Origin of the sequence: Anaerotignum sp. MB30-C6 (genome assembly GCF_030908465.1) — a bacterium.
GTDB lineage: Bacteria > Bacillota > Clostridia > Lachnospirales > Anaerotignaceae > Chakrabartyella.
The window spans coordinates 155,113-178,374 of sequence record NZ_CP133078.1 but is presented as its reverse complement, the minus strand read 5'-3'; the positions used below and the strand labels follow the sequence as shown (position 1 = coordinate 178,374).

Below are 23,262 nucleotides of genomic sequence, written 5' to 3'. Positions count from 1 at the left end.
CACAACAACAAAAAGAGCCTTCTCCTTTTTCTAGGAAGACGGCTCTATGATAAAAATAATTTATGATTCAATGGGCTGTTAACTAAGAATCCAAGAAAATTTACTATAAAAAATACTTCCGCCCACTCTTTTTCCAAGAGGGCTTTCCTAGAACTTTTCCTACCGTAAAGCTACATGCTAAAAAGGAGTTTTAATTCCTTTATCTGGTTCCTGCCCACAGTAAGAATCTCCTTTTCATATCCCTGCATTTTCACACAAGTGGTATTATTAAACCACGGATAAATCTCAATGACATATTCTAAATTGATTAAAATACTTTTATGAATCCGAAAAAAACCATTATCTTTCAACCGCTCTTCAAAAGAATTCATTGAACTGGCAGTGGTATAAGACTTTGTTTTTGTATGAACGATACAGCTTCGATTCCCTGTTTCAATATAAACAATATCCGCAATATCCACTAGAATCATTTTCTTATCACAGTTGATTGAAATTTTGGAAATGGCGGCTTTTTCTTCTTCCTTAACTCCTTCTTTGGCATTGTTATCCGTGGCTCGTTTTTTCATATAACGTTGTATGGTCTGCTCAATCCTTTTTGGATCAAAAGGCTTTAAAATATAGTTTAAAGCATCAATATCAAAGGCCTTTTCCGCATAATTGTTGTATGCAGTAGCAAATACAATTTCAACGTTAGGATGGGCTCTTTTAGCCATGGCTGCCAAAGTTGCCCCGTCTATATCTCCTAGATTTATGTCCATGAAAATCAGATCGAAATCCTCTTTTAAAAACAACTTCATGGCCTCTTCTCCAGAGCTTGCCTCCATGATTTCCCCCTCTGCAAGGTAATCGGAAATCAAATGCCTTAATTCACTTCTGGATGGTCTTTCATCATCCACAATTGCTATCTTCATCCCTTTCCTCCCCCTTTTCCAACGGTATTCTTATAATAATTTCTGTTCCCGATGTTGAAGTTCGAATATCCAAGCCATATTTCTGTCCATAAATACTGCGTAATCTTTTATCCACATTAGAAAGCCCTACTTTCGAGCTGTCCAAGGTATCGTTATGAAGGGCATCAATAATTTTTTGGGGAATGCCAAACCCCGAATCCTTAACGGAAATAACAACCAAATCCTCCATTTGGCTTACCTTCACTTCCACCCTGCCTGTACTACGCTTCATTGCACCATGCTTCACTGCATTTTCCACAATGGGTTGCAAAATAAAACTTGGAACTTGACAACTTAAATTGGCAGGCACATCAATGACCAAAGTCAACCTATCATCAAACCTAGCTTTTTCCAATTGTAAGTAAGAATCCACATGGGAAAATTCATCGTAAATATCAATCATATAATGATTTGTGTTAAGGGTGTTTCTAAAATAGGTACTTAATGCAATCAGCAGTTCCCTTGCTTTATCGGGCTTTTCACGACAAAAGGCTGTAATGGTATTCAAAGCATTAAATAAAAAGTGGGGGTTAATCTGGGATTGCAACGCCTTAAACTCAGCCTTTTGCAGCATTTCTCGCTGTTTCTGCGCCTCCGATAACTCCAATTGGGTAGAAAACAATTTGGAAAGCCCGTTGACAAAGTCCCGATCCGTTTGGATTGATAGTTTGAATTTTTTCGTAAACACTAATATAACCCCAACCACTTGGCCTTTGCTGTGCAGTGGTGCTCCAAAGACGGCAAACTTTTTCAGCTGTTCATAAAAAATATCGCCCTCTTCGGCTTTTTCCGCCATGCAAACAGCATCATCTCTTATAATCGCCCTCACGATTTCAGGCAATCCATATTCTTCCCATTCTTTTTTCAGGGGTACTTCATCACATTGATAGCTCAGAATTTTCTCCTTGTCCGTAATGACAACGCCAGCATCTTTAGAATTTTCCAGAATGGTTTTTACCACTGTGTCCATATTTTGTTTATTGTACATACCTTTACGCAAAAATGGTAGGCACTGTTCCGAAATATCAAAAGCCTGCTTGATCCTCTTGGCAGACTCGTTATCTTGCTCAATAAAAATAGAGTTGAATACGGATATAAAAATAACCATCCCCGTGGAATTAAAAAGAATCATGGGGAGTGCTATGATTTTCACTACTTCCAAGGCATCGGGAAAAGGCTTTGCCACCAATAGAATAATAATCATTTGAAAAACTTCCGCCAACGCCGCCAGCAAAAAAATATCGTTTTTTTTCCAACTGGTTTTTTTTAAGTATTTTGAGGCCATAACACCAAGAATACCCTCAACGAAGGTGGAAATTGCACAAGCCAGAGCAGTAAACCCCCCTACATCAAAAAAATAGCGGTGCAAACCACCGATAATTGCCGCCCCTACACCTACAATGGGACCACCGATAATGCCCCCAGACATTACCCCAATTACACGGGTATTTACAATCGCTCCGTTCACATTTGTCCCTGTATATGTAGACAAAATACTGATAAGACCAAAAACTACAGCCAGGGCAATATTAGATTTTAGGTCTGTTTTATAGGCAAACATAAACTGCTTTACAAATGTGGTTTTTGTTAAAAGTTGGGCTATAATCACCAACATGGATAGATTCAAGAGTAAATTTTTAAAAATATCAATTGTCATATACATTACCTCTTTACGCTGGGTTTTTCTTTTCTTAGGATACTACAACCCTGTAATGAGGTCAACCTAAGGGATATCGGTAATTTTATTTTTAATCTATAATCAAGCATAATTTTGTATATTATTCCTTTTAAATATCTATTTTTTTACAGCATAAGGGCAAACTATCTAAAAAGCAAGTCTTATGATGCAAATCCTTTTTTCAAACCCTTACGTTACTCTAACTTTTAAGAATCATAACACGTCTCCTCCACACAGGACTTTTTTTGAGTATAGTATCTAATGGGCATAAGCAAAGGAAAATCCCATATTGAAAAGCTTGAGAATTCCATGAAATCCATGGTTTTTTTCAAACCTTCAACCCAGCTAAAGACAAAGGTATTTTCATTGATATTTCCCTTTGGCCATGCTATACTATTTCCAATATTAATCAAAAAAATGTAGTGACAGAAAGAAGGGATCCTAATTGGAATTGGATCGAAGTAATATTCGTAAAATAAGAGGTTTGATTGTATTTACCATATTAATTCTTATCGGCCTCTACCGCTTTGATGTTTTAATCAGCTCTACTGTATTTATCCTGCATATTCTTTTGCCTTTAATCTTAGGCTGTGCCATCTCTTTTATCCTAAACGTACCCATGGTATGGCTACAAAAGTTGATTTTTACCAAACCCTTGGAGCGGGCAACGGGAAAAAAAGCAAAGCGTCTTGAAAAGATGGTAAACCCTGTTAGCTTGCTCCTATCTATTGTTCTGGTGATTTCCATTTTGTTCCTTGTCACAGCCGTAGTTTTGCCTCAGCTGGCTACCACCGTGTCAGACTTGGCACAGTCATTGCCAGACAAAATTCCGCCTTTGGTAGAAAAGCTTGAGCATTTTCTTGTTGATTATCCTGAAGCTTCGGCGTGGTTAGAAAGCATACAAATCAACTGGCATCAGCTTGTGGTTGGCGTGGTTGACTTTTTCAAATCGGGGGCTAGTGCCTTCCTTGGTTCCACTTTGGTTATGGCAAAAGGGATTGTAAGTGCCTTCACAACCTTTTTCATCGGGTTTGTGTTTGCTTGCTATATCCTTCTGCAAAAAGAAACCTTAGGCAGGCAAAGTCGAAAACTACTTTTTGCATTTCTACCCAAAAAAAGAGCAGAGCAAATCATTGGCATTTCCAGCCTAACCCACAGGGTTTTTACAAATTTCCTTACTGGGCAGTGCCTGGAAGCAGTGATTCTGGGTACCATGTTTTTCATTGCCATGACTATTTTCCGTTTCCCTTATGCACTGCTGGTAGGTGTGTTAATTTCTTTTACAGCCTTGATTCCTATTTTTGGTGCATTTGTCGGTTGTTTTATTGGTGCATTCCTAATTCTGACGGTAAACCCTGCCCAAGCAGTCACCTTCATTATTCTGTTCTTAGTTTTGCAACAGGTGGAAGGAAACTTGATTTACCCACATGTGGTTGGTGGCTCCGTTGGCCTGCCTTCGATTTGGGTTTTGGCCGCTGTAACCATTGGTGGTAGTTTATTTGGTATCATTGGTATGCTGGTATTTATCCCTATTGTTTCTGTAATCTATACATTGCTTCGGGAAGCAGTCAACTCTCGCTTGAAGCAAAAACAACTGGAAGTCGACTAGGAAATAGTCATTTACAACGAATGGATTTATAAAATGTTTAGGGCATCATCCAATAAGATGATGCCCTAAACATTTATGCTCTTTTTGTTTAACTTTATAGTATAACTACTTTGGATTAAAATAAGATATAAGGGATTTAAGAAAATTAAAAATCCCCTGTTGAAATTTGTCTAGGCCAAGAAAGCAATAAGTGCTTAGCGATTTTCAGATCTTTTTCCTGTGGGAAATATAAATCACAGAAAAAATTATGATAGTTCGCAGTCCAAACATACTTATCCCATACAAATATATTTTCCTTATGTTTCGTCAGCATTTCTTCGAGCTTTTCTTTATGTTTTTCCAATAGCTTAATTTTAACCATTTCAAATTCATATTCGTTACTGCAATCCTTAAAATATTTAAAAATAGTGTTTAAATAACCTATGAACCACTTACCATCAGTATCAATTAGAATTATATGGTCTTCTGGCATCTTATTGTAGTTCTGTATATGTCTCTGTAATTGCTCTACTGTTTTATCATCTAAAACAATTCTTGGGTAACAGGCTATTTCACTTTCTTGATAATGAGCATCTAGTAAAGCTGGCCCAAAAACAATATCTTCATTAATATAAAACTCTCCAATACTTATCCCCCCTCGGACAAACAGACCCTCCAATGCTAAATTGAATTGATACTCAGCAACATTACCCAATATTTCATTTAATTCAGACTCCCCATCATAATCTATGGGGTACGCAACAACCATATTATCTGTAAATATTTTAATTTTTCCTTGACTATATTTGTCAGGAACAATACAGTTTTTATTTTTTTCAATAAGGTAATTTATTTCACTAAGTAATTTATTCCCTAACCCAGTTTGACAGGAGTCCAATATCATTTGAGAAAAGCCTAGTATATCTATTGCACACACAATAGAATTAAGTAGTTTCGGAGATTTTTCATCATATTGCATTTTTTTCATAACTATATACCTCACTCTCAAGTTTTTATTACGAAGGACTATGTAAATACCCTGTACACACTATTGTAGTATACCATCTAAAAACAACAATCAGCCGCCTTAACAAAACCCTTTATTTTATAAAAATTTATGGGAAGCAAATCCACCCTGAAAAAACAGCAAGATTTTCTTTATTTGTGATTACCGCTGTTGGAAAATATCCTAATGACCAGTAGTCAAAATAACCATGGTTCTATTTCTTTTCTTCATTGATAGCTAAATACTTACAAATGGCACGATAATAAGCCTGTGCTGACTTCGCACATCCTTCTTCCAAACCAAATTCCTCCACATCCTGTTGATTTGTGACAAAACATTGCTCCACTAATACAGCAGGGCACTTCATGTTTTTCAGCATCCCAAAGGTATCATAATCGTAAACTTGGGTATCAGAAGAATCCAGCAAAAGCTTGGAAGTATTGCCCTCCTCATCAGAAACATAGTAGCCAAACCTTACGCCATCTGTACCTCTAAGCCTTGCCCCGATGCCTTCCATTTCTTTCGCTATGTATTGGGCAAATTTCAGACTTTTGTCATGATTTTCTTTGCCTGGCGGAGAGGGGTAACATTCAAAACCAAAGGCTTGAGAGTCTTCACTGGCGTTTGCGTGAAGAGATATCACCAAGTCAGGCCTTGCCCTTTTAAAAAGATGATTTCGATCCGTCACACTTTTCGCCTCTCCCTCATCTCGAGATTGTACAACACGAAAACGTCCATCTGCCTTTAAAAGCTCTGTCAACTTTGCCGCTGTCCGCTCTGTCAATTCGACTTCGTTGATCACACCTTCGGCGCCAATATCGATACCTCCGTGTCCCGCATCCAGTCCAACAATGTAGGGCTTGCTATGATGAAAATAGATTTGATAGCCCACGTATCCCAACACAAAAAGAAGGATTGCCAGTATCAACTTTTTAAGGAATCCACCTTTTCTTCGCCTTCGTCGATTTTTTTGTTTTTTCGCCGGCTCATACTCTCGCCAATTTTTGCCCTTCATAGCACCTTTCACTCCCAATTACAAAAGACTTTGTAAAGCTACCGCCCAATGGCGGCAAGCATATTCCTTATTGTCAAAGACTATGCGTATTTTTGCTACTCAAAAATACTTATAACGGACGGCGTTTCACAACGCCTTTGTCTTCAGTAAGAGTTCGTTCTCTCACTGAAAACAGCGGAAGTGTCTCTCCTACCCCTATAGAGGTGAGGGACTTCCTAAGTCCGTTAAACAGAATCCTTCATTTGCTTTGGTAATATCCATTACTTTATCCCCATAGTTTTTTTCCTTTAACATCTTGCAAACGTCAAATCTTCCCCAAAAATGCATGGGAAACACAGCCGAAGCACCAACCTTTTCCATAAAGTAATCCGTTGCCCAAGAATACTTATCTTCCAAGCGTAAATCCGCTGGGATAAATGCCACATCAACCTTTTTCCCTATGATTCTTTGTATCTCTGTATGATAACTCTTTGCAATATCGTCGTTAAAAACTTGGCTTTCTCCATTCCAGTGCCACCAGTTTAAGTCGCCAGCATGATATATTGTCTTACCATCTACTTCAACTATAAAAGCAACACCCTCGTCATTGGATTGCAGCGTCTCAATGTTCACGCCTTGGAAAAAATAGGTTTCATGGGGCTTTACAAACAAAACTTCCCCCTGAAAATCAGAGTCTAGCTTTATATCATTGGAGATTACATAGGTAACCTTCCCTTCCCACAAAAATATCCTTGTATCAAAATGATCATCATGGTTATGAGACACAAAAAATACTATGTCCTTTCCTAAATAATCCTTTGGATCAAAAAAATCAAAGCGCCCCCCTTGGGAGTAATAATCAAATATCAGAACCTTATTTTCTGTTTCAACTGAAAAACCACTATGATTATAATATGTTACCTTCATAAAATCCTCCTAGTCTGCGTATAAAAAGCGTAAAATACGACCTTCTTTTTTATATTATATTCTGTCAGTGTAAATCACAAAGTGACGTGTTCTCCACCCATTTTATTGTATCACACTTTTTTCCAATTTCTATCATCATAAAAAAGACTTAAGAAATTCTCAAGTCTTTTCCTATCCTTCCACTATTTCCTTTTTTAAAGATATTATGCCTTGGGATAGCAATAATTTCGCAGCAGCAGCATCATAAAGCCATGGCCTTAACTCCCTTTCCCCAAGAATGAGAGGCATACGGTGATGAACCTCTTCCACTGTCCCCTTACTATGGGTGGTTAATATCACCACTTCCCAGCCGTCCCCTTGTTTTCGATATAAGGCAGCAAAGTAAAGTAGCTTTTTATCCCCAAGAGAAAACCCAAAGCAATGATGGTCTTTATCCCATTCATAGAAGCTGTGGGCGGGAACAATACACCTTCCGTTGGGAAAGCAGTTTCCAAAAAAGTCTTTCGTTAATACCGTTTCCTGCCTTGCATTATAAACCAATTTCTGAGAAGGAAGTTGAAACCCCCAACGGGCTAGGGATGCCGTTGTTTTCCCTTGGGGAGAAGGCAAAAGAAATGCCAGTTCATCAGCTGGACGTACAATGGCGGGAAGTTCTTTATCGGGGGATTTCCTTCGGATTTCCTCCATAATTTTCTGCACCGCCTTACTGTTATCCTCCTGATGCCAGGAAAAAATCCTACACATGATTCACCTGGCGAATGGCACCTGTTTCCGGATTCATTACAAAGCCATAAACATCCACACCGCTATGAATCAAAGGATGAGTTTTTATAATTTTCACGGTGTTATCCACCGCCTGACAAACATCGCCAAACCCAGTCAACCATTCAACAGGGTTTCGGTGGCGTCTTTCCACCTCATCCAAGGCATCTTGGGTAATTCCTTTTGCCTTCATTTTTTCTACAATGGCCTTACCATTCAAAGCCCTACCGCCACAGTCATCATGACCTACTACCAACACCGTATCCACACCCAACTCATAAATTGCCACCAGAAGGCTGAAAATAACGCTACCGTAAGGATGACTAATGAGTCCACCGGCATTTTTTATCATTTTTACATCGCCATTTTTCAGTCCCAATGCCGCCGGTAAAAGCTCTGTCATTCTGGTATCCATACAAGATAGAATGGCAATTTTACGATCAGGATATTTTGAGGTTGAAAATTTTAGGTAAACTTCATTATCTACAAACACCTGGTTATATTGCAGCATCTTCTTCACACGTTCATTCATTATTTTTCATCCTCTCTGTTATTTCTGCCCTTGCCTTGTTGCCTCATTACAATATAAATGAATAAAAACCATAAAACGATTAAACCCAACGTAACGGGAATCATGTTTTTTACCAATATGTCCGCCGAAAAAAAATGTATCCATAAAAAAAGTCCTATGGCAACGATCAAAAAATATATACTTGATATGACCTGCATACTGCTTTTATGACCCTTCACATTTTCCGCCTCTTTCCTTCAAAAGTCATTTTTTATTTGCAAAAAAGGCTCTTTAAAAAAAGAGCCCAAAATTCTTGGTTTTTACATTTGCAAAAGATGTAAAAGAATAGAAGATAATCTTTATTCTTAGCACATAATAACACAAGAATAAAGGCTGTGTAAAGCAAATTATTTGTAATGTGTACTGACTATTTGTTACCAACCGTCCTCTCCAAGCGCCAGCTTTAAAAATATAGATAGACTCCCAAAAAAATAAAAAAAATATAGGCAGAGACAAAATATTGCCCCCCCTATATTCGCATTGGTTAAGAGACCTTTAAACAATGCCTTGAGCAATCATGGCATCAACAACTTTTTCAAAGCCCGCAATGTTGGCACCTACAACGTAGTTACCTGGCACCCCATAGCGTTTCGCTGCATCTTCTGCTTTGGCAAAAATATTTACCATGATTCTTCTTAATTTTTCTTCCACTTCTGCAAAAGTCCAGTATAGGTGCATACTATTCTGGCTCATTTCTAAAGCTGAGGTTGCAACACCACCAGCGTTGGCTGCCTTACCAGGCATAAACAAAACATCACTTTCCTGAAAATAGTTGGTTGCCTTCATGGTACAAGGCATATTGGCACCCTCTGCCACAGCAATACAACCATTTCCCCGTAACATCTTTGCATCCTCCAAATCTAATTCATTCTGGGTTGCACATGGCAGGGCAATATGGCAAGGGATAGACCAAATCCCCTTACCCGCCGTGTATTTTGCGGAAGGCACTGCTTCTATATATTCTTCTATGGTTCCTCGACGCACTTCTTTTATTTGTTTTACAATTTCAAGGTTGATACCATTTTGATCGTAAATGTAGCCCTGAGAGTCACTTAATGCAATTACCTTTGCCCCCAGCTGCTGGGCTTTTTCCGTTGCATAGATGGCAACGTTACCAGAACCAGAAATAACGACTTTCTTCCCCACCAATTCTTTCCCATTTTTCTTTAACATTTCTTCTAAAATATAAACCACACCATAGCCTGTTGATTCCGTTCTTACCAATGAACCACCAAATTTCAGGCCCTTACCCGTAATCATCCCTTCATACTGGGAGGTTAACCTCTTATACTGTCCAAATAAAAAACCGATTTCCCTTGCACCCACACCAATATCCCCAGCGGGAACATCTTGTGCAGCTCCTGTATACTTATAAAGCTCTGTCATAAAGCTTTGACAAAACGCCATAATTTCCCGATCAGACTTACATTTAGGGTCAAAGTTGGAGCCACCTTTACCACCGCCAATGGGATGACCTGTTAAAGAGTTTTTGAAAATTTGCTCAAACCCAAGAAATTTTAAGATGCTTTCATTTACAGAAGGATGGAAGCGTAAGCCGCCTTTGTAAGGCCCGATGGCACTATTAAATTGTACACGATACCCTTTGTTAATTTGCACCTGCCCGTTATCATCTATCCAAGGGACACGGAAGGAAATAATACGTTCTGGCTCAGTTAGGCGTTCCAGCAATGCAATTTTTCTATACTCATCTTCTTTACTCTCTATGACTAATCTTAGGGATTCCAATACCTCTTTCACCGCCTGGTGGAATTCTACCTCTCCCCTATTCTCCCTCACTACTCTCTCATAAATCTCATCAACGTATGACATTGCAAACGCCTCCTTTTCTGCTGAATTAGAAATTATTATAGCAGAATCTCTTTCATTTGCAACACATTAAAGCGTTAAAATTTGTATATCATAAATATTTATACAATTTTATTCTTGCGCGGCGTATTTTTTTTGCGTTTTTATGAAAATTATATAGATTTACATAGTTTCACCTCAAAAATAACGAAAATTCTCACATGTATCTAGCATGCAAAGTTAATTTATTATACAATTTTTAAAACTCATATTCTCTTTATGGGAAACTTAATTTCTTTAAAGGAATTTCTTGTTTTTGTAAATAAAAAAAATTTAGATATTTATTTACAATTTTATTAATTTTTATTCATTACTTCCCTTATAATTCAATGTTTTTTTAATATATATTTTTTTATCATAAGAATATTAAAATTTTAATAAAATATTATATAAAATTAATATGAAAAAAAATTTCTTTTCTCTTACAGAAAAAAAATATCTTTTTTACTACTTCAATCTCTCTGTTTATTGATTTACATAATGTTAATATACCAACATTTTTCTAGTAAAATAAATAATTATATTTTTTTAAAATCTCCACATTTTATATTTATTCATTATTTGTGCATAAATCCCTGTCTTCTCAAGCAGACTTGCGATTCTCTCTTTTCTCAACAAGCCTCCTTAGAAAATCTAGCAACTTGGTCTAAACCGTCTCTTTTCCTCGTATAGATTTATATCAAAAAAGATAGTGTTGCCACCGTAGGTAAAAAATTGATATTATAAATGATTATAAGTTCATTCAATATTTTAAAGTGAAAAGAAATTAATAAATAAATACCAAAAAACTAGATGGACTTATTTATGTCATTTTGGTGTGTTTACATTTTTTTCCAAAGTAAGAGCTTCGGAAATAAATGGCAGTTTATAATAACGATACAATAAGTTATTTTTATGTTTTATCGAAAAACGTAAAAAACCCCCTAAAATCAATGATTTCAGAGGGTGATTCTTTAAAGTGTCGTGAGCAAACCTATAAGCCGGGTTCTGTCTTAGACAGCCATCTATCTTGGTCTGTTGTTGCCAACAGCATCATGCGACTTTTATTGAAACAGGGCGAGCAACCCTAACGTTTCATTTCGTCTTGCTTCAGGTGGGGTTTACAGAGCCTCCCCTGTTGCCAGAAGAGCGGTGGGCTCTTACCCCACCTTTCCATCCTTACCTGCTAAAACAGGCGGTTTATTTCTGTTGCACTATCCTTAGAGTCGCCTCCACCGGCCGTTAGCCGGCACCCTGCTCTACGAAGCCCGGACTTTCCTCACCTTTATAGGGCGCGACTGTCCAGCTTACTCACAAAAAATATTATACGACATCCTTTTTCTATTGTCAAACCTTGAAACAACTTCCACCAACAAATTCCTTAATGAGGGAATTATTGGGAATTTCAAGGCCAGGTGCTGCCAGAAAATAACCTAAGAACTTAATCAATCGTTTTGCAGTAATATATTCTGGCTGTGATGGGTCAATGGCAAACAACAAAGGCTCTGCATATTGTTTTAGCACACTTAATTCATAAATCGTTGCCGAATTAAAAATTGCATCAGCATTTTCTTGGAAAGGGAAAATATTTTCCTCTTCACCTTTCTTCACCATATCCCAAGATTCTATGGTTGCCGCCCCATCTCGTCCTCTAAACTGATTATCCCGTACCATTCGGCGAATCAATCGGCTATCAGAAGTGGAAATTCTATTATGATCATCAATATTCAGCTGGGTTATGGCACTGATAAAAATTTTAAACTTATTTTCATGGGGGATTTCCGAAGTCAATTTATCATTTAATCCGTGGATTCCTTCCATAACCAAAATTTCGTCTTTATCAAGTTGAATGAAATTTCCTCTATACTCTCTGGTACCACTTACAAAGTTAAAGGAAGGTATTTCCACTCTATCCCCAGCGATAATACTCTTTAAATCTTCGTTTAATTGCTTCAAGTCCAAAGCATCTATGCTTTCAAAATCCTTATTTCCAAACTCATCAACTGGGGTGGAATCACGATTCACAAAATAGTCATCCAGGGATATTTTATGAGGGCGAAGCCCTAATGCCCTAAGCTGGATACATAAGCGGTTTGCGAAAGAGGTTTTCCCCGAGGAGGAAGGCCCAGCAATTAAAACCACCTTTACCTGATCAATTTTATGGAAAATCTGATCTGCAATCTGGGCAATTTTCTTTTCATGGAGGGCCTCATTAATCCGTATCAGGTCACCAAACTCCCCTCTTACCAAGGTATTATTCAAATCCGCCACATTGGAGACCCCCATAAGCTGACACCATTTCAGCTGTTCCATATAAACGGCACTAATTTTTCTAGGGTCATCAAAAGGCACAATGCTCTGGGGATTTAGGGCGTCAGGCATTCGAATTAAAAACCCATTTTCATAAGGCATCAGCTCAAACACACTCAATACCCCTGTGGAAAAGGGCATATAACCGTAAAAATATTCATACAGCCCATCCATTTCATAAAGATTGACATTAGAAGCACGACGGAAGCGAAGGAGCCCCATCTTGTCATGCATTCCCTGCTTTTTCATAATTTCAATGGCTTTATCTTTACGGAAGGTGTGCTTTACAATAGGTATATCCGCCTTTACATACTCCCGCATTTTCTCTTCCAATTGCCTTAGGAGTTTATCGTCCGTAACAATTTCTGGATTGATAATTTCACAATACAAGTTTCCCCTTAGAGAGTGTTCAATAATTAAAGAAGCCTCTTCGCCCAGCAAATTACACACTGCCTTTACCAACAAAAAGGAAACGCCCCTATGGTATACCCGCATGCCCTCTTCATTTGCTATGTCAAAAAAGGAAATAGGCCCATCATTTCGAATAACATTGCCCAGTTCTCTAAGCAAATTCCCTTGCTTCGCCACCATAATGCCACCTAAGCATTGGTCTTGAAAGTTTTTCGCCAATTCCCCATAGGTAGTACCTTCTTCTACTGTAACGCTTTTTCCCATTACATTAATCTGTAATTTTTCCAAAACATCTCCTCCTAACCTAATCAAGATTGCAAATATAAGGTAGCGCCCCTAGAAAAGGGGCACTTCCTTATATCCAGTCAAAAACTATGCGTATTTTTGACCAACAAAAATACTTATAACGGACGGTGTTAACAACGCCTTTGTTTTCAGCCAGAGCTTAACTCTTTGTTGAAAACAAAGCAACTGTCACCTTCACCTAAAGAGGTGGGCGACTTTCCCAAGTCCGTTAAATTGTCCAGAATGTTTGCCCATTTACTTTCGAGGTTACGACTTCTAACTCCCAACCCGTTTCTTTTGCTTCTTTGCGCAATGCTTCCACCAGCACAGGTACGATAATTACCTCACTGGCATAGTGGGTGATATCTCCCACGCAAATTCCCATCTCTAAGGCTCTTTGGGCTTCATGATACTTTAAGTCACCCGTTAAGTAAACATCTGCACCCTGTTTCTTGGCCGCTGACATATACTCAACGCCACTTCCTGCACAAAGCCCTACACGAGTGATTTGCTCATTCGGGTCTCCTACAAGGCGAATAATTTCATCAAGGCCCAGCTTTTCTTTGAGCAACAAGGCAAAATCAGAAAATATCATAGGTTGTGGCAAGTCACCAATACGGCCAATGCCCTCTTTTTTCCCTTTTTGTTCCACGGGATATATGTCATAAGCCACTTCCTCGTAAGGGTGGGCAGCCTTCATTGCATCAACAATGTTCGGCATCTTCCCAATAGGAGCAATGGTTTCCAGACGAACTTCCGCAGTTTTCTCCAAAACACCTTCTTTGCCTATATAGGGAGCAGTGCCCCCGAGCGGTAGGAAAGTACCTTCCCCCATAGTTTGGAAGGTACAGTGGGAGTAATTGCCTATATGCCCAGCACCTGCTGCACACATAGTATCACGAACTCTGTCTAAATGACTTTCTGGGACATAAGCGATAATCTTTCTCAATTCTTCCGCCCATGTTTCTTCTAGTACCTCAACATTCGAAAGGCCAATTAGCTCTGCTAAAACGTCATTGATTCCACCTTTTACAATATCCAAGTTTGTATGGGCAGACAGCGCAGCTATCTTATTTTCTATCAGCTTATAAATACGCCTGCCTAGTGCATCATTTTTTGTGATACTGTTTATCTTTTTAAAAAGCAACATAGGATGGTGGGTCAAAATCATGTCCGCATCAATCTCAATGGCTTCATCAATCACAGAATCCAGAGGGTCTAAAGCCACCAAAACCTTTTTCACCTGTTGGTTGGGGTCCCCGATGGCAAGCCCTGTATTATCCCAGCTTTCTGCCAATTTGCCTGGTGCAATGCCTTCCATAAATGCTACAATGTCTTTGACTGTCACAAACACGCTAACGCCTCCCTCATGAAACTTAGTTTTTCTCTCACCTGAACCAAGCGTTCTTTGGCACTTTCCGTATTACTTTTAACCAGTTTCTGTTCCACTAAGCGGTACTTTTCTTCCTCAATAGTCAACAGTTCTTTTAATAAAGGTTCTTTTTGTTCCAATAGTTTTTTTCCATATAAATAGTCAATTTCACGAGGGTATTTTTCTTCCCCAGGGATGCATCGCATGATATGATAAGTTTTTCCATCCTCCTGCATCATCAATTCTGTTTCAATAGAAAAGCCAATTTCATGCAAATAACGACGCACAACATCCACGTCATGCTGGGGGGCTAATATTAGCTCCTTCAAGGAGGCTACCACCGCAGGGCTATCCTTTAATATTCGCACCGTTAACATACCACCCATGCCGGCAATCACTGCCGTATCTGCCTCTCCCACTTGTAGTGGTAAAAGGCCACTGCCCAAGCGGGTTTCAATATCATGTTCTGCTTGAAATAAACGTATATTTTCCTTTGCTTTCTCTAAAGGCCCCTTTCGTACGTCACAGGCAAAGGCTCTTTTGAGCTTCCCTTTTCTATGTAGATATATGGGGACATAGCCGTGATCCGTTCCAACATCTGCCACATTGGGATAGGAAACCAAAGCCGCAACAGCCTGAAGTCTTTTAGAAATTTCCATAATTCTTACCTTTCTATGCCAAAGTTAATTCTAATCAACAATACGTTTCAAGGATTTGCCGAAAAGAGTTTAATTTCAATATTTTATTTTATCAATGTCTTTACCTTTTTATAAAAATATATCACAGCATCCCGCTTAAAGCAATGAAAGGAGGGAATCTATACGGTCTTTGGAGCAGAAGTTGGAATATGAAGATGAATATCCAGCTTTATTGATATAAAATTTAAAACGTTATCCTATTATGCAACAGATTTGGATTATGGAGAGTAGACATCATTATTTTTTGCACTTTTCTCAGAAATAACCGAGTATACAAAAGAAATACTAATGTTAAAAAAATATTTAATAACTTGGCTAGCTATTGGCTTGAATTTATGATACTATTAAATTTATATTGATTACATATGTAGTATGCTGGTCTGAAAAGAGGAATTCAATGAGAAAATTCAGAAAAGAACTATAATTATTATATGTTTTATTTTCCTCATGTTAGGCATAGTTATATGTCTATTTAAATCTCAAAAAACAAATATATACGGAACGTATAGCACGAATTGGGACATCGCAACATCAGATACTTAATATATGGTATTTCAATACAATGGGAAATTTACAATGTATAGACAATTCCATGTTAATGAAAAAGGCACTTATACCACCACAGCCGAAAACCATGTTCTGCTTGTGACTATGACAGCAGAGTCTGGTGCAAAGCGTTATGCTACATACGATTATAAAGATTCTGTTTTTGTTTTCGGCATACAGGAATCTGATATAACAAAATATAAACGCATCAGTAAGGATCCAGTATTCATCAATATTATAAATGATACTACTTAACTTGCGGCTCCAAAACACCTTCCAATAAAATAAAAGTGTGAAAAAGGCATGCATGTTGTAAAATTAGAAATTAAGCAATTTGTCCATTTCTCAGCCCAGAATCCAGAAAAAATGGATATTTCAGAAGACCATTCAAAATACCGCCCTCCAGCTCCACAGGGGAGCCAGAGGGCGGCTTCTTATTCTGATATTTAAAAACAAAACTCCGGCAAAGTAAAAACAGTATTCATTTCTTTTTACTTTGCAGTAGCAAAACAACGCTCATAATTTTTTTCTGATTGAACACTTTTGATTATTCCAAGTAGTCCTTCAGCTTTTTGCTACGGCTGGGGTGTCGCAGTTTTCTAAGAGCCTTTGCCTCAATCTGGCGAATACGTTCACGGGTAACGTTAAATTCTTTGCCCACCTCTTCTAAGGTTCTTGCTCGTCCATCATCCAAGCCAAAACGTAAGCGTAATACTTTTTCTTCTCTATCTGTCAGCGTGTCCAACACCTCAATGAGTTGTTCCTTTAATAAAGTGAAGGCTGCTGCTTCTGCGGGCGCAGGAATATCATCATCGGGGATAAAGTCTCCCAAATGGCTATCTTCCTCCTCGCCAATAGGGGTTTCCAAAGAAACAGGCTCCTGTGCGATTTTCATAATCTCACGAACCTTATCTTCTGACATCTGCATTTCTACTGCCAGTTCTTCTGCCGTCGGTTCACGACCTAATTCCTGCAAAAGCTGTCTGGAAATACGAATTAATTTGTTGATTGTTTCTACCATGTGTACAGGAATACGAATGGTCCTTGCCTGATCGGCAATGGCACGGGTAATTGCCTGTCTAATCCACCATGTTGCATAGGTACTAAACTTATAACCCTTATGGTAGTCAAATTTTTCAACTGCCTTAATCAGACCAAGGTTTCCTTCCTGTATCAAATCCAGGAATAACATCCCCCTACCAACATAACGCTTTGCTATACTAACAACCAATCGCAAGTTGGCTTCGGCAAGTTTTTTCTTTGCCTCCTCGTCGCCTGCTTCCATACGTTGAGCAAGTTCAACTTCTTCTTCTGCAGTTAACAAGGCAACCTTACCGATTTCCTTTAAATACATACGTACTGGATCATCGATGTTAATACCCTCAGGTAGTGACAAATCCAGATCCTTCTCGGCCTCCTCCTCTTCTCCTTCCGCTTCTATGTTACCTAAAACATCAATTCCTTGAGATTCCAGGTACTCATAAATACGGTCAATTCGATCGGGGTCAAGTTCCAAATCCGCCAAATGATCCATGATCTCTTTATATTCCAATACACTCTTTTTCTTTTTTCCAAGTTGAACCAGTTCCTCTAAACGGGTCAACAACGTAGTTTCTTCGACGGATTTCAACGCAATCCTTCCTTTCTCTGCTCTTATAGTCTAACCATCTTAAATGGTAATATACAGGGAATCCAGCATTCTTTTGGCTTCCACCAAGCCTTGTAACTCCTCCACCGTGGTGGCGGTAGCCGTCAATTTGTCGATTTTCGTCCGTTTCAGTAGTTTTACCGCTTCATTCATCGCCTTTTGTAAATCTTCCTTACTCTGGGCGGGAAGTTGGATTGCAAAAACCTCCGTTACAGGTTTTTGTTCGGCTGTATTTTCAAAATAACTTACCAATTCTGCGGGAAAAACGTTGCCAACCTCCCCCCATAATTGGCCTATTGTCTGAAAAACCCGATAATAGAGGTCTTCGGTAAAATCCTCTTTATCCAAAACACTTACTAACTTTTCGTAAACCTTTTGCTCCGACGCACTAAAATACAAAATACTCCTTTGGGCTTCCATCAGCCCTTTCTCCCTATGGCCACCCACACTGCTGGCCTTTTGGTTCATTTGCCGTCTTTTTTCGGCCTCTTTTTGAAAAGCGTCATCCACTTTTTTCACACGTTTATCAATTTCACTGCGAATTGCCCCTTCTTCAACCCCCGTCATTCTGCTAACCTCGCTGGCATAAACATTCCGTTCAATGGCATTGTCTAGCTTTGATAGAATATCCGCCGCTTCTGTGGCAAAGCGTACTTTATGTTCAGGGTTATCTAAATTATAATTTCTTCGAATACAAGCTATCTCAAAAGAAATATAGTGAACAGCATTTATCAGTAACTTCGAAAACGCTAGTGCCCCATTTTCCTTGATAAAATCATCGGGATCTTTGCCATCGGGGACTTGGGTTACCCGTACACGAAATCCATTTGAAGTTAAAACGGGAATTGCCCTTAATGCAGCATTGGTCCCCGCCTCATCGCTATCGTATAAAAGAATAATATCTTCTGCAAATTTTTTAAGGGTGCGGGCATGCTCCTGATTAAAAGCAGTGCCTAACGCCGCTACCACATTATGAAATCCTGCTTGGTAAAGAGAAATCATATCCATATATCCTTCTACCAAAATCAGCTCCTTCTTTCGGGCTGCCTTGGCAAAGTTTAATCCATACAAATTTCTGCTTTTACTAAACAATATTGTTTCCGGTGAATTTAAGTATTTGGGTTCTCCCTTGCCCATAATTCGCCCACCAAAGCCAACCACTCTGCCTTGGGGATCAAAAATAGGGAACATCAATCGACCACGAAAGCGGTCATGGTATCCATTTTTGTCCTTATTCTCAATGACTAACCCACTTTGCAGCATATCATTGATGGAGTATCCTTTTTCTTTCAAATGCTCCAGCAAAACGTTTCGCCGTTCAGGGGCAAAACCCAAGCCAAACTTGCGGGTTATATTGGGCTTTAACTTCCTTTCTTTCATATAGCTGCGGGCAGCAGCCCCCTCATCACTTTGTAAAATATCATGATAAAAACGCCCTGCAACCGTATGAATTTCAAACAGCCTCGCCTTTAGTTGCTCCGCCACCATAGCCTGGGCACTTTTTTCTGGCTCCGGCAGACTGACGTGGGCACGGTCTGCCAGTTTTTTTAGGGCTTCTGGGAAGTCACAGTTTTCCATCTCCATTAAAAACCCAAAAACATTTCCAGCCGCACCACAGCCAAAACAATAATAAAATTGTTTTTCGCTGTTGACAGAAAAAGATGGTGTTTTTTCATTATGAAACGGGCAAAGGCCAAAATAAGAACCGCCTTTTTGCTTCAAAGGAACGTACTGAGAAATCACCTCAACGATATCGTTTTGTAAACGAACCTCCTCGATTATTTCACGTGGATACCGCATTGATTCTCACCTACCCTTTTCCTTCGCTTTTCTCTAAACATGCAAAAGGAAGTGAACCTTTACTTGCACTTCCTCCTCAAACTTAATAATTCGACAGAAACTTCGAAAATCCTTTTATAATACTCTATTTTGTATATATGCCCAAAAATTTATGAAAAAATGATATGGTTTTTACAAATACCATCATCATTTCAAAGTTTATTCCATTCTTTGGGGATGAAAAGCTCCGTATACTTGGCTACAGCAAAGCGATCCGTCATACAGGCGATATAGTCACAAACCACCTTCCACAAGGGCTCGCCTTCCTGCAAAAGCTGTAAAAACTCACCCTCCATTACCTCAGGATGGTTCATATAATAGGCGTATAAATCTCCAATTATTTTTTCTGCTTTTACGTGTTCCTCCACAGCAACACAACTCATATACACCTTTTGAAACATAAACTCTCTCAAGTCCATCAATGTCTGTCGCATTTGCTGACTCATACAAATTTTATCTATGCCTACGCTGTTTGAAATGGTATCTCTAATCATTGCATTAATACGGCTACTGGAGGTGGTTCCGATCAGGGCAACAATCCCCGCTGGCACATCCGCAGGCTTCAGCATACCCGCCCGTACCGCATCATCTATATCATGGTTGGTATAAGCAATTTTATCGGAAAGCTGCACAACCTGACCTTCCAAGGTTGCAGGCGAACCACTGGTACGATGATGTAAAATGCCATCCCGCACCTCCCAGGTTAAGTTTAGTCCCGCTCCGTCTTTCTCCAAACGCTCAACTACACGTAAACTTTGCTCATTATGGGAAAACCCGCCATGGCTTTGACACAGCTTATCCAGCTCCCTTTCCCCTGCATGGCCAAAAGGGGTATGTCCCAAGTCGTGTCCTAGTGCAATGGCCTCCGTCAAATCCTCATTTAGGCTCAATGCCCTTGCAATACTTCTTGCAATCTGCGCAACCTCTAGGGTATGGGTTAAGCGTGTACGGTAATGGTCTCCTTCAGGGGAAATAAAAACCTGAGTTTTATGCTTCATCCGACGGAAAGATTTACAGTGAATGATACGATCCCTGTCTCTTTGAAAATCCGTGCGAATATCGCATTTGGCCTCTAATTTTCCTCTCCCCTTGGTCTCAATGCTTTTTTTTGCATATTCCCCAAGGATTTTTTCCTCCCGTTCTTCTTGTAAGAGCCTCAGTTCCATACTATCCCTCCTTCTCGATCTGCAGACTTTATTTATTTATCCTTATACTAGAAAAATACGGCGTCCTCAACAAAAATCCTCTTTTTCACACAAAAAAAGAGGATGCTTCTCCTAAACTGGGAAAATATGATTTCAAAATCTAGCCCGAAATGCCCCACCCTTTTTACGTTAAACACAAGGACTCTATTAATAACAAATAGATGACCTTTCTAGTCAAAAAATAAAGAAACCATCCGCTGTTTCACAGATGGTTTTTATCAGTTTATTAGGAATTTAATGAAATATGCTTATGAAAAGAATTCTTATCTTTATTTTTCACTGCGAGTGCTTCCAGCCTTCTAAAAACGGAGGTCATTTTAATCATTTCAAGTACATAGACTTCACTCTGGCACCTTCCCACCACCCAGGTACTCCATATATTTTTTACCTCGCACCTGCACAAACTCCCTCTCAGGATAACGCAACGCCGTCAAGTATCCACCGTAAACACAGCCTTGATCGATATCTACCGTATTATTAATAATTTTCGCTTCTTCCACAAGGGTATGCCCATACACCACAAAAGGCTTCCCCCGGTATTCCGCCGCCCAGTCTAATCTCTCCGGCTTTCCACTTTCTTCAAAAACCCCCGTTGTTTCCCCATATAAACATACTGCTCGGATTTTATTGGAAAAGCGCCCCATGGACTCCTCCCGCAATCCACCATGGACAACGGCCAACCTTTTTTTATCCAGCAGAAGGTAATAACATTGGCTTTCGTAACAGCTCATATAACGATTGCGAAAAGCAAGCCGCTCCTCTTTCGTTAACTCCCCCAACTCCCCCACGGTATTTTCCAGACCATGGGAAATACGTACTTTGTTTCCTGAAAGATAACGATACAGCTTGTTGCAATGGTTCCCATGAACCCAAAAAGCCCCTCCATAGGCCACCTGATCCATCCAAAAATCCAAGGCTAATATATTCTTCGGGCCTTTATCCGCAACATCACCCACAGAAATTAATCTCCTGCCTTTGGGGTGAAAATAAGCATGTCCTCTTTTTTCATACCCTAAGGCCACTATCAGTTCCATTAACTCATCATAGCAACCATGGACATCACCTATTATATCAAATTTATTTTCTTTAAATTCTAAAATACGGAAGTTTCGTTCCCGATGTTCTTTCATACCGTTATTTCACTCCTTACCTTCTTTAATACTATATCATAAAAAAGTATGGCAGTGAAAAAAAAGAAGAAAAATATTCACCCTTTGCTCATATATTTGAAACAACGACTATAGGGAGGTACTGTCCATGTATCATAGCCCAAATTTACCCCATCCTTTTTCTGCCTGCCTAGGCGGCGGTAATGTAAACCAGCGGCCCACGCCCTCGCCTTCTTGTGGCGGTCATGGGCCGCATAGGGAAGCTCCTTTTTGCAAAGAACAGCGTACTTGCCAGGAAACTTCCTTCCGTGAGGCAAAACCTACGTGTGGGGAAAAACCTATTTACAAAGAAAGGGTTTCACCACCACAACCAACAAGAGGGGGTTGTGTAAAAAAAGAGAAACAATGGCAGGTGAAAGAGATGCCTTCTTGTGAGCCAAACACCTGCTCCTGTAACAATGGCAATCTGGTTCCTCTTTTTATTCTAGCTCTTTATTTATTTAAATTAATTTAAAAAGAAAAAGCGAAAATCATTCACTGATTTTCGCTTTTTCCTTCATAAAAAAAATGCTTTAATATCTATTTAAAAATTCTTACCCGCCTATAAGGACTTTCCGAACGCTAAAGCGAAACAGCAAAAAAGCGGTATCTGCACTCATTGTCAAATACCGCCCTCTCATCAAATTTATAACTATGTACTTTTGATTAAGAAATCAATATCCTAGCATGGACATAATCTGTACCAACCGTTCCTGCTCCTCTTTGGGCAAAGTGGCACCAACTGCAGCCAGAAGAAGCTTTTGCTGGTCCTTGGGCAGTTCCCCTCCTTGAGCCAATCGATCACCATACTCTAGAAATACATCTAGCATTTCCATTCCTGTTTTTCCACGACTCTTTTCTGCTGCTTCTTTAATCAATCGTAGCCGTTCTTCTCCCAACGCCTGTACCTCGGGTGTATTCCATCCTTTTTCCACTACTGTCCCTCCTTACGAGCTAAAATATCTTTCACTTCCATAATCTTAAGCATACTGTCTATTTGTGCTTTTTCCTCTGTTTTCAAAAAAGGCCGTACCGCCCGCAGCATATTATGCCGACGGAATGCAGGATCCTCTTGCCGTTCCCTTACCTCAAGCTTTGTCCCGTCTAATACTCGCCGAAGCTCCATCAAGCGGGCAATCACAAAAATATTCTTTTGGAACTCCAAATCCAAAAAAGGAATGGCAGAAAATAAAATGTTTTCCCCTCGGTCACTTCCAAAGGGTGATTCCGGCACCGAAGCTTCGTTCGTCTGAATTTCCTGGGATTTTTGTGTTTCCGTATTTCCAAAAAGACGGCGAAGCCGGTCTATTCTCTCCATCATCCGCAGAGCATCGCTTCCTTCTGCGCCCATCATTCCCGACAAAAGCTTCATTTGCTCGCTGTTCAGTTTTTCCTCCATTTCGAACCTCCCCCAACAAGCCTTTTAAAAAGATATGATGCACCAAAAGAAAAAATACCTTTGCCTATTCCCAAAAACTT

21 protein-coding genes and 1 other RNA gene are annotated in these 23,262 nt (G+C 39.4%); 3 read left to right on the top strand and 19 right to left on the bottom strand.

The genetic code is table 11. The features are described from left to right. Nucleotides 1-170: 170 nt before the first annotated feature. Entirely contained in the window at nucleotides 171-911 is a 741-nt protein-coding gene (locus RBQ60_RS00825; RefSeq protein WP_307884712.1) for a LytR/AlgR family response regulator transcription factor, read from the bottom strand. Then, entirely contained in the window at nucleotides 889-2,607 is a 1,719-nt protein-coding gene (locus RBQ60_RS00820) for a LytS/YhcK type 5TM receptor domain-containing protein (RefSeq protein ID WP_307884711.1), read from the bottom strand. Before RBQ60_RS00820 ends, RBQ60_RS00825 begins: the two co-directional genes overlap by 23 nt. Before the next feature lie 466 nt (nucleotides 2,608-3,073). Between RBQ60_RS00820 and RBQ60_RS00815 the strand changes: the two genes are divergently transcribed. Next, nucleotides 3,074-4,237, top strand: coding sequence for an AI-2E family transporter (locus RBQ60_RS00815; protein WP_307884710.1), 1,164 nt, complete (start codon nucleotides 3,074-3,076; stop codon nucleotides 4,235-4,237). Between the two features lie 145 nt (nucleotides 4,238-4,382). On the opposite strand, the gene RBQ60_RS00810 is transcribed toward RBQ60_RS00815, so the two are convergent. The 11 genes from RBQ60_RS00810 to RBQ60_RS00760 all read right to left on the bottom strand — a co-directional run bounded on the left by RBQ60_RS00810 (nucleotide 4,383) and on the right by RBQ60_RS00760 (nucleotide 15,358). Beyond that, nucleotides 4,383-5,204: a hypothetical protein gene (locus tag RBQ60_RS00810; protein ID WP_307884709.1), complete on the bottom strand. Its 822-nt coding sequence runs from the start codon at nucleotides 5,202-5,204 to the stop codon at nucleotides 4,383-4,385. A 232-nt stretch (nucleotides 5,205-5,436) separates the two neighbouring features. Next, nucleotides 5,437-6,237 carry an N-acetylmuramoyl-L-alanine amidase family protein gene (locus RBQ60_RS00805; protein ID WP_307884708.1) on the bottom strand — a complete coding sequence of 267 codons (801 nt, stop codon included), beginning with the start codon at nucleotides 6,235-6,237 and terminating at the stop codon, nucleotides 5,437-5,439. Between the two features lie 195 nt (nucleotides 6,238-6,432). Beyond that, on the bottom strand, nucleotides 6,433-7,143 hold the full coding sequence (locus RBQ60_RS00800; protein WP_307884707.1) for an MBL fold metallo-hydrolase: 711 nt from the start codon (nucleotides 7,141-7,143) through the stop codon (nucleotides 6,433-6,435). Nucleotides 7,144-7,314: 171 nt separating this feature from the next. Then, nucleotides 7,315-7,842 carry an SOS response-associated peptidase family protein gene (locus RBQ60_RS00795; protein WP_307884706.1) on the bottom strand — a complete coding sequence of 176 codons (528 nt, stop codon included), beginning with the start codon at nucleotides 7,840-7,842 and terminating at the stop codon, nucleotides 7,315-7,317. A 37-nt stretch (nucleotides 7,843-7,879) separates the two neighbouring features. Beyond that, nucleotides 7,880-8,437, bottom strand: coding sequence for a beta-class carbonic anhydrase (locus tag RBQ60_RS00790; RefSeq protein WP_307884705.1), 558 nt, complete (start codon nucleotides 8,435-8,437; stop codon nucleotides 7,880-7,882). An 18-nt stretch (nucleotides 8,438-8,455) separates the two neighbouring features. Beyond that, the gene (locus RBQ60_RS00785) at nucleotides 8,456-8,581 is read right to left on the bottom strand and encodes a hypothetical protein (RefSeq protein WP_307884704.1); all 126 of its coding nucleotides are present in this window, start codon (nucleotides 8,579-8,581) and stop codon (nucleotides 8,456-8,458) included. Between the two features lie 390 nt (nucleotides 8,582-8,971). Then, on the bottom strand, nucleotides 8,972-10,306 hold the full coding sequence (gene gdhA, locus RBQ60_RS00780; protein WP_307884703.1) for an NADP-specific glutamate dehydrogenase: 1,335 nt from the start codon (nucleotides 10,304-10,306) through the stop codon (nucleotides 8,972-8,974). 996 nt (nucleotides 10,307-11,302) lie between these two features. Further along, an RNA gene (rnpB, locus tag RBQ60_RS00775) (RNase P RNA component class A) lies at nucleotides 11,303-11,635 on the bottom strand. 33 nt (nucleotides 11,636-11,668) lie between these two features. Continuing rightward, nucleotides 11,669-13,330, bottom strand: coding sequence for a nucleoside kinase (locus tag RBQ60_RS00770; protein WP_307884702.1), 1,662 nt, complete (start codon nucleotides 13,328-13,330; stop codon nucleotides 11,669-11,671). Nucleotides 13,331-13,556: 226 nt separating this feature from the next. Continuing rightward, complete coding sequence (locus RBQ60_RS00765; protein ID WP_307884701.1) at nucleotides 13,557-14,681, bottom strand: Nif3-like dinuclear metal center hexameric protein; 1,125 nt, start codon at nucleotides 14,679-14,681, stop codon at nucleotides 13,557-13,559. After that, nucleotides 14,672-15,358, bottom strand: a complete 687-nt coding sequence (locus RBQ60_RS00760; protein ID WP_307884700.1) for a tRNA (adenine(22)-N(1))-methyltransferase — start codon at nucleotides 15,356-15,358, stop codon at nucleotides 14,672-14,674. The genes RBQ60_RS00765 and RBQ60_RS00760 overlap by 10 nt, the downstream gene beginning before the upstream one ends. A gap of 615 nt (nucleotides 15,359-15,973) precedes the next feature. Between RBQ60_RS00760 and RBQ60_RS00755 the strand changes: the two genes are divergently transcribed. Then, nucleotides 15,974-16,198: a hypothetical protein gene (locus tag RBQ60_RS00755; RefSeq protein ID WP_307884699.1), complete on the top strand. Its 225-nt coding sequence runs from the start codon at nucleotides 15,974-15,976 to the stop codon at nucleotides 16,196-16,198. Nucleotides 16,199-16,490: 292 nt separating this feature from the next. Here the strand turns inward: RBQ60_RS00755 and rpoD are convergent, their stop codons facing one another. The 4 genes from rpoD to RBQ60_RS00735 form a co-directional block, all read right to left on the bottom strand. Continuing rightward, nucleotides 16,491-17,573: an RNA polymerase sigma factor RpoD gene (gene rpoD, locus RBQ60_RS00750; protein ID WP_307884698.1), complete on the bottom strand. Its 1,083-nt coding sequence runs from the start codon at nucleotides 17,571-17,573 to the stop codon at nucleotides 16,491-16,493. 39 nt (nucleotides 17,574-17,612) lie between these two features. After that, nucleotides 17,613-19,391: a DNA primase gene (gene dnaG, locus RBQ60_RS00745; RefSeq protein ID WP_307884697.1), complete on the bottom strand. Its 1,779-nt coding sequence runs from the start codon at nucleotides 19,389-19,391 to the stop codon at nucleotides 17,613-17,615. Between the two features lie 191 nt (nucleotides 19,392-19,582). Continuing rightward, nucleotides 19,583-20,596 carry a deoxyguanosinetriphosphate triphosphohydrolase gene (locus RBQ60_RS00740; protein ID WP_307884696.1) on the bottom strand — a complete coding sequence of 338 codons (1,014 nt, stop codon included), beginning with the start codon at nucleotides 20,594-20,596 and terminating at the stop codon, nucleotides 19,583-19,585. A gap of 380 nt (nucleotides 20,597-20,976) precedes the next feature. After that, entirely contained in the window at nucleotides 20,977-21,765 is a 789-nt protein-coding gene (locus tag RBQ60_RS00735) for a metallophosphoesterase (RefSeq protein ID WP_307884695.1), read from the bottom strand. Nucleotides 21,766-21,892: 127 nt separating this feature from the next. Between RBQ60_RS00735 and RBQ60_RS00730 the strand changes: the two genes are divergently transcribed. Further along, nucleotides 21,893-22,258 (top strand): hypothetical protein, encoded by a 366-nt coding sequence (locus tag RBQ60_RS00730; RefSeq protein ID WP_307884694.1) that lies wholly within the window; start codon nucleotides 21,893-21,895, stop codon nucleotides 22,256-22,258. A 199-nt stretch (nucleotides 22,259-22,457) separates the two neighbouring features. Here RBQ60_RS00730 and RBQ60_RS00725 read toward each other — a convergent pair whose 3' ends face one another. Together RBQ60_RS00725 and RBQ60_RS00720 are read right to left on the bottom strand one after the other, a co-directional pair. Next, on the bottom strand, nucleotides 22,458-22,718 hold the full coding sequence (locus tag RBQ60_RS00725; protein ID WP_307884693.1) for a hypothetical protein: 261 nt from the start codon (nucleotides 22,716-22,718) through the stop codon (nucleotides 22,458-22,460). Beyond that, on the bottom strand, nucleotides 22,718-23,182 hold the full coding sequence (locus RBQ60_RS00720) for a hypothetical protein (protein ID WP_307884692.1): 465 nt from the start codon (nucleotides 23,180-23,182) through the stop codon (nucleotides 22,718-22,720). The genes RBQ60_RS00725 and RBQ60_RS00720 overlap by 1 nt, the downstream gene beginning before the upstream one ends. Nucleotides 23,183-23,262 lie beyond the last annotated feature (80 nt).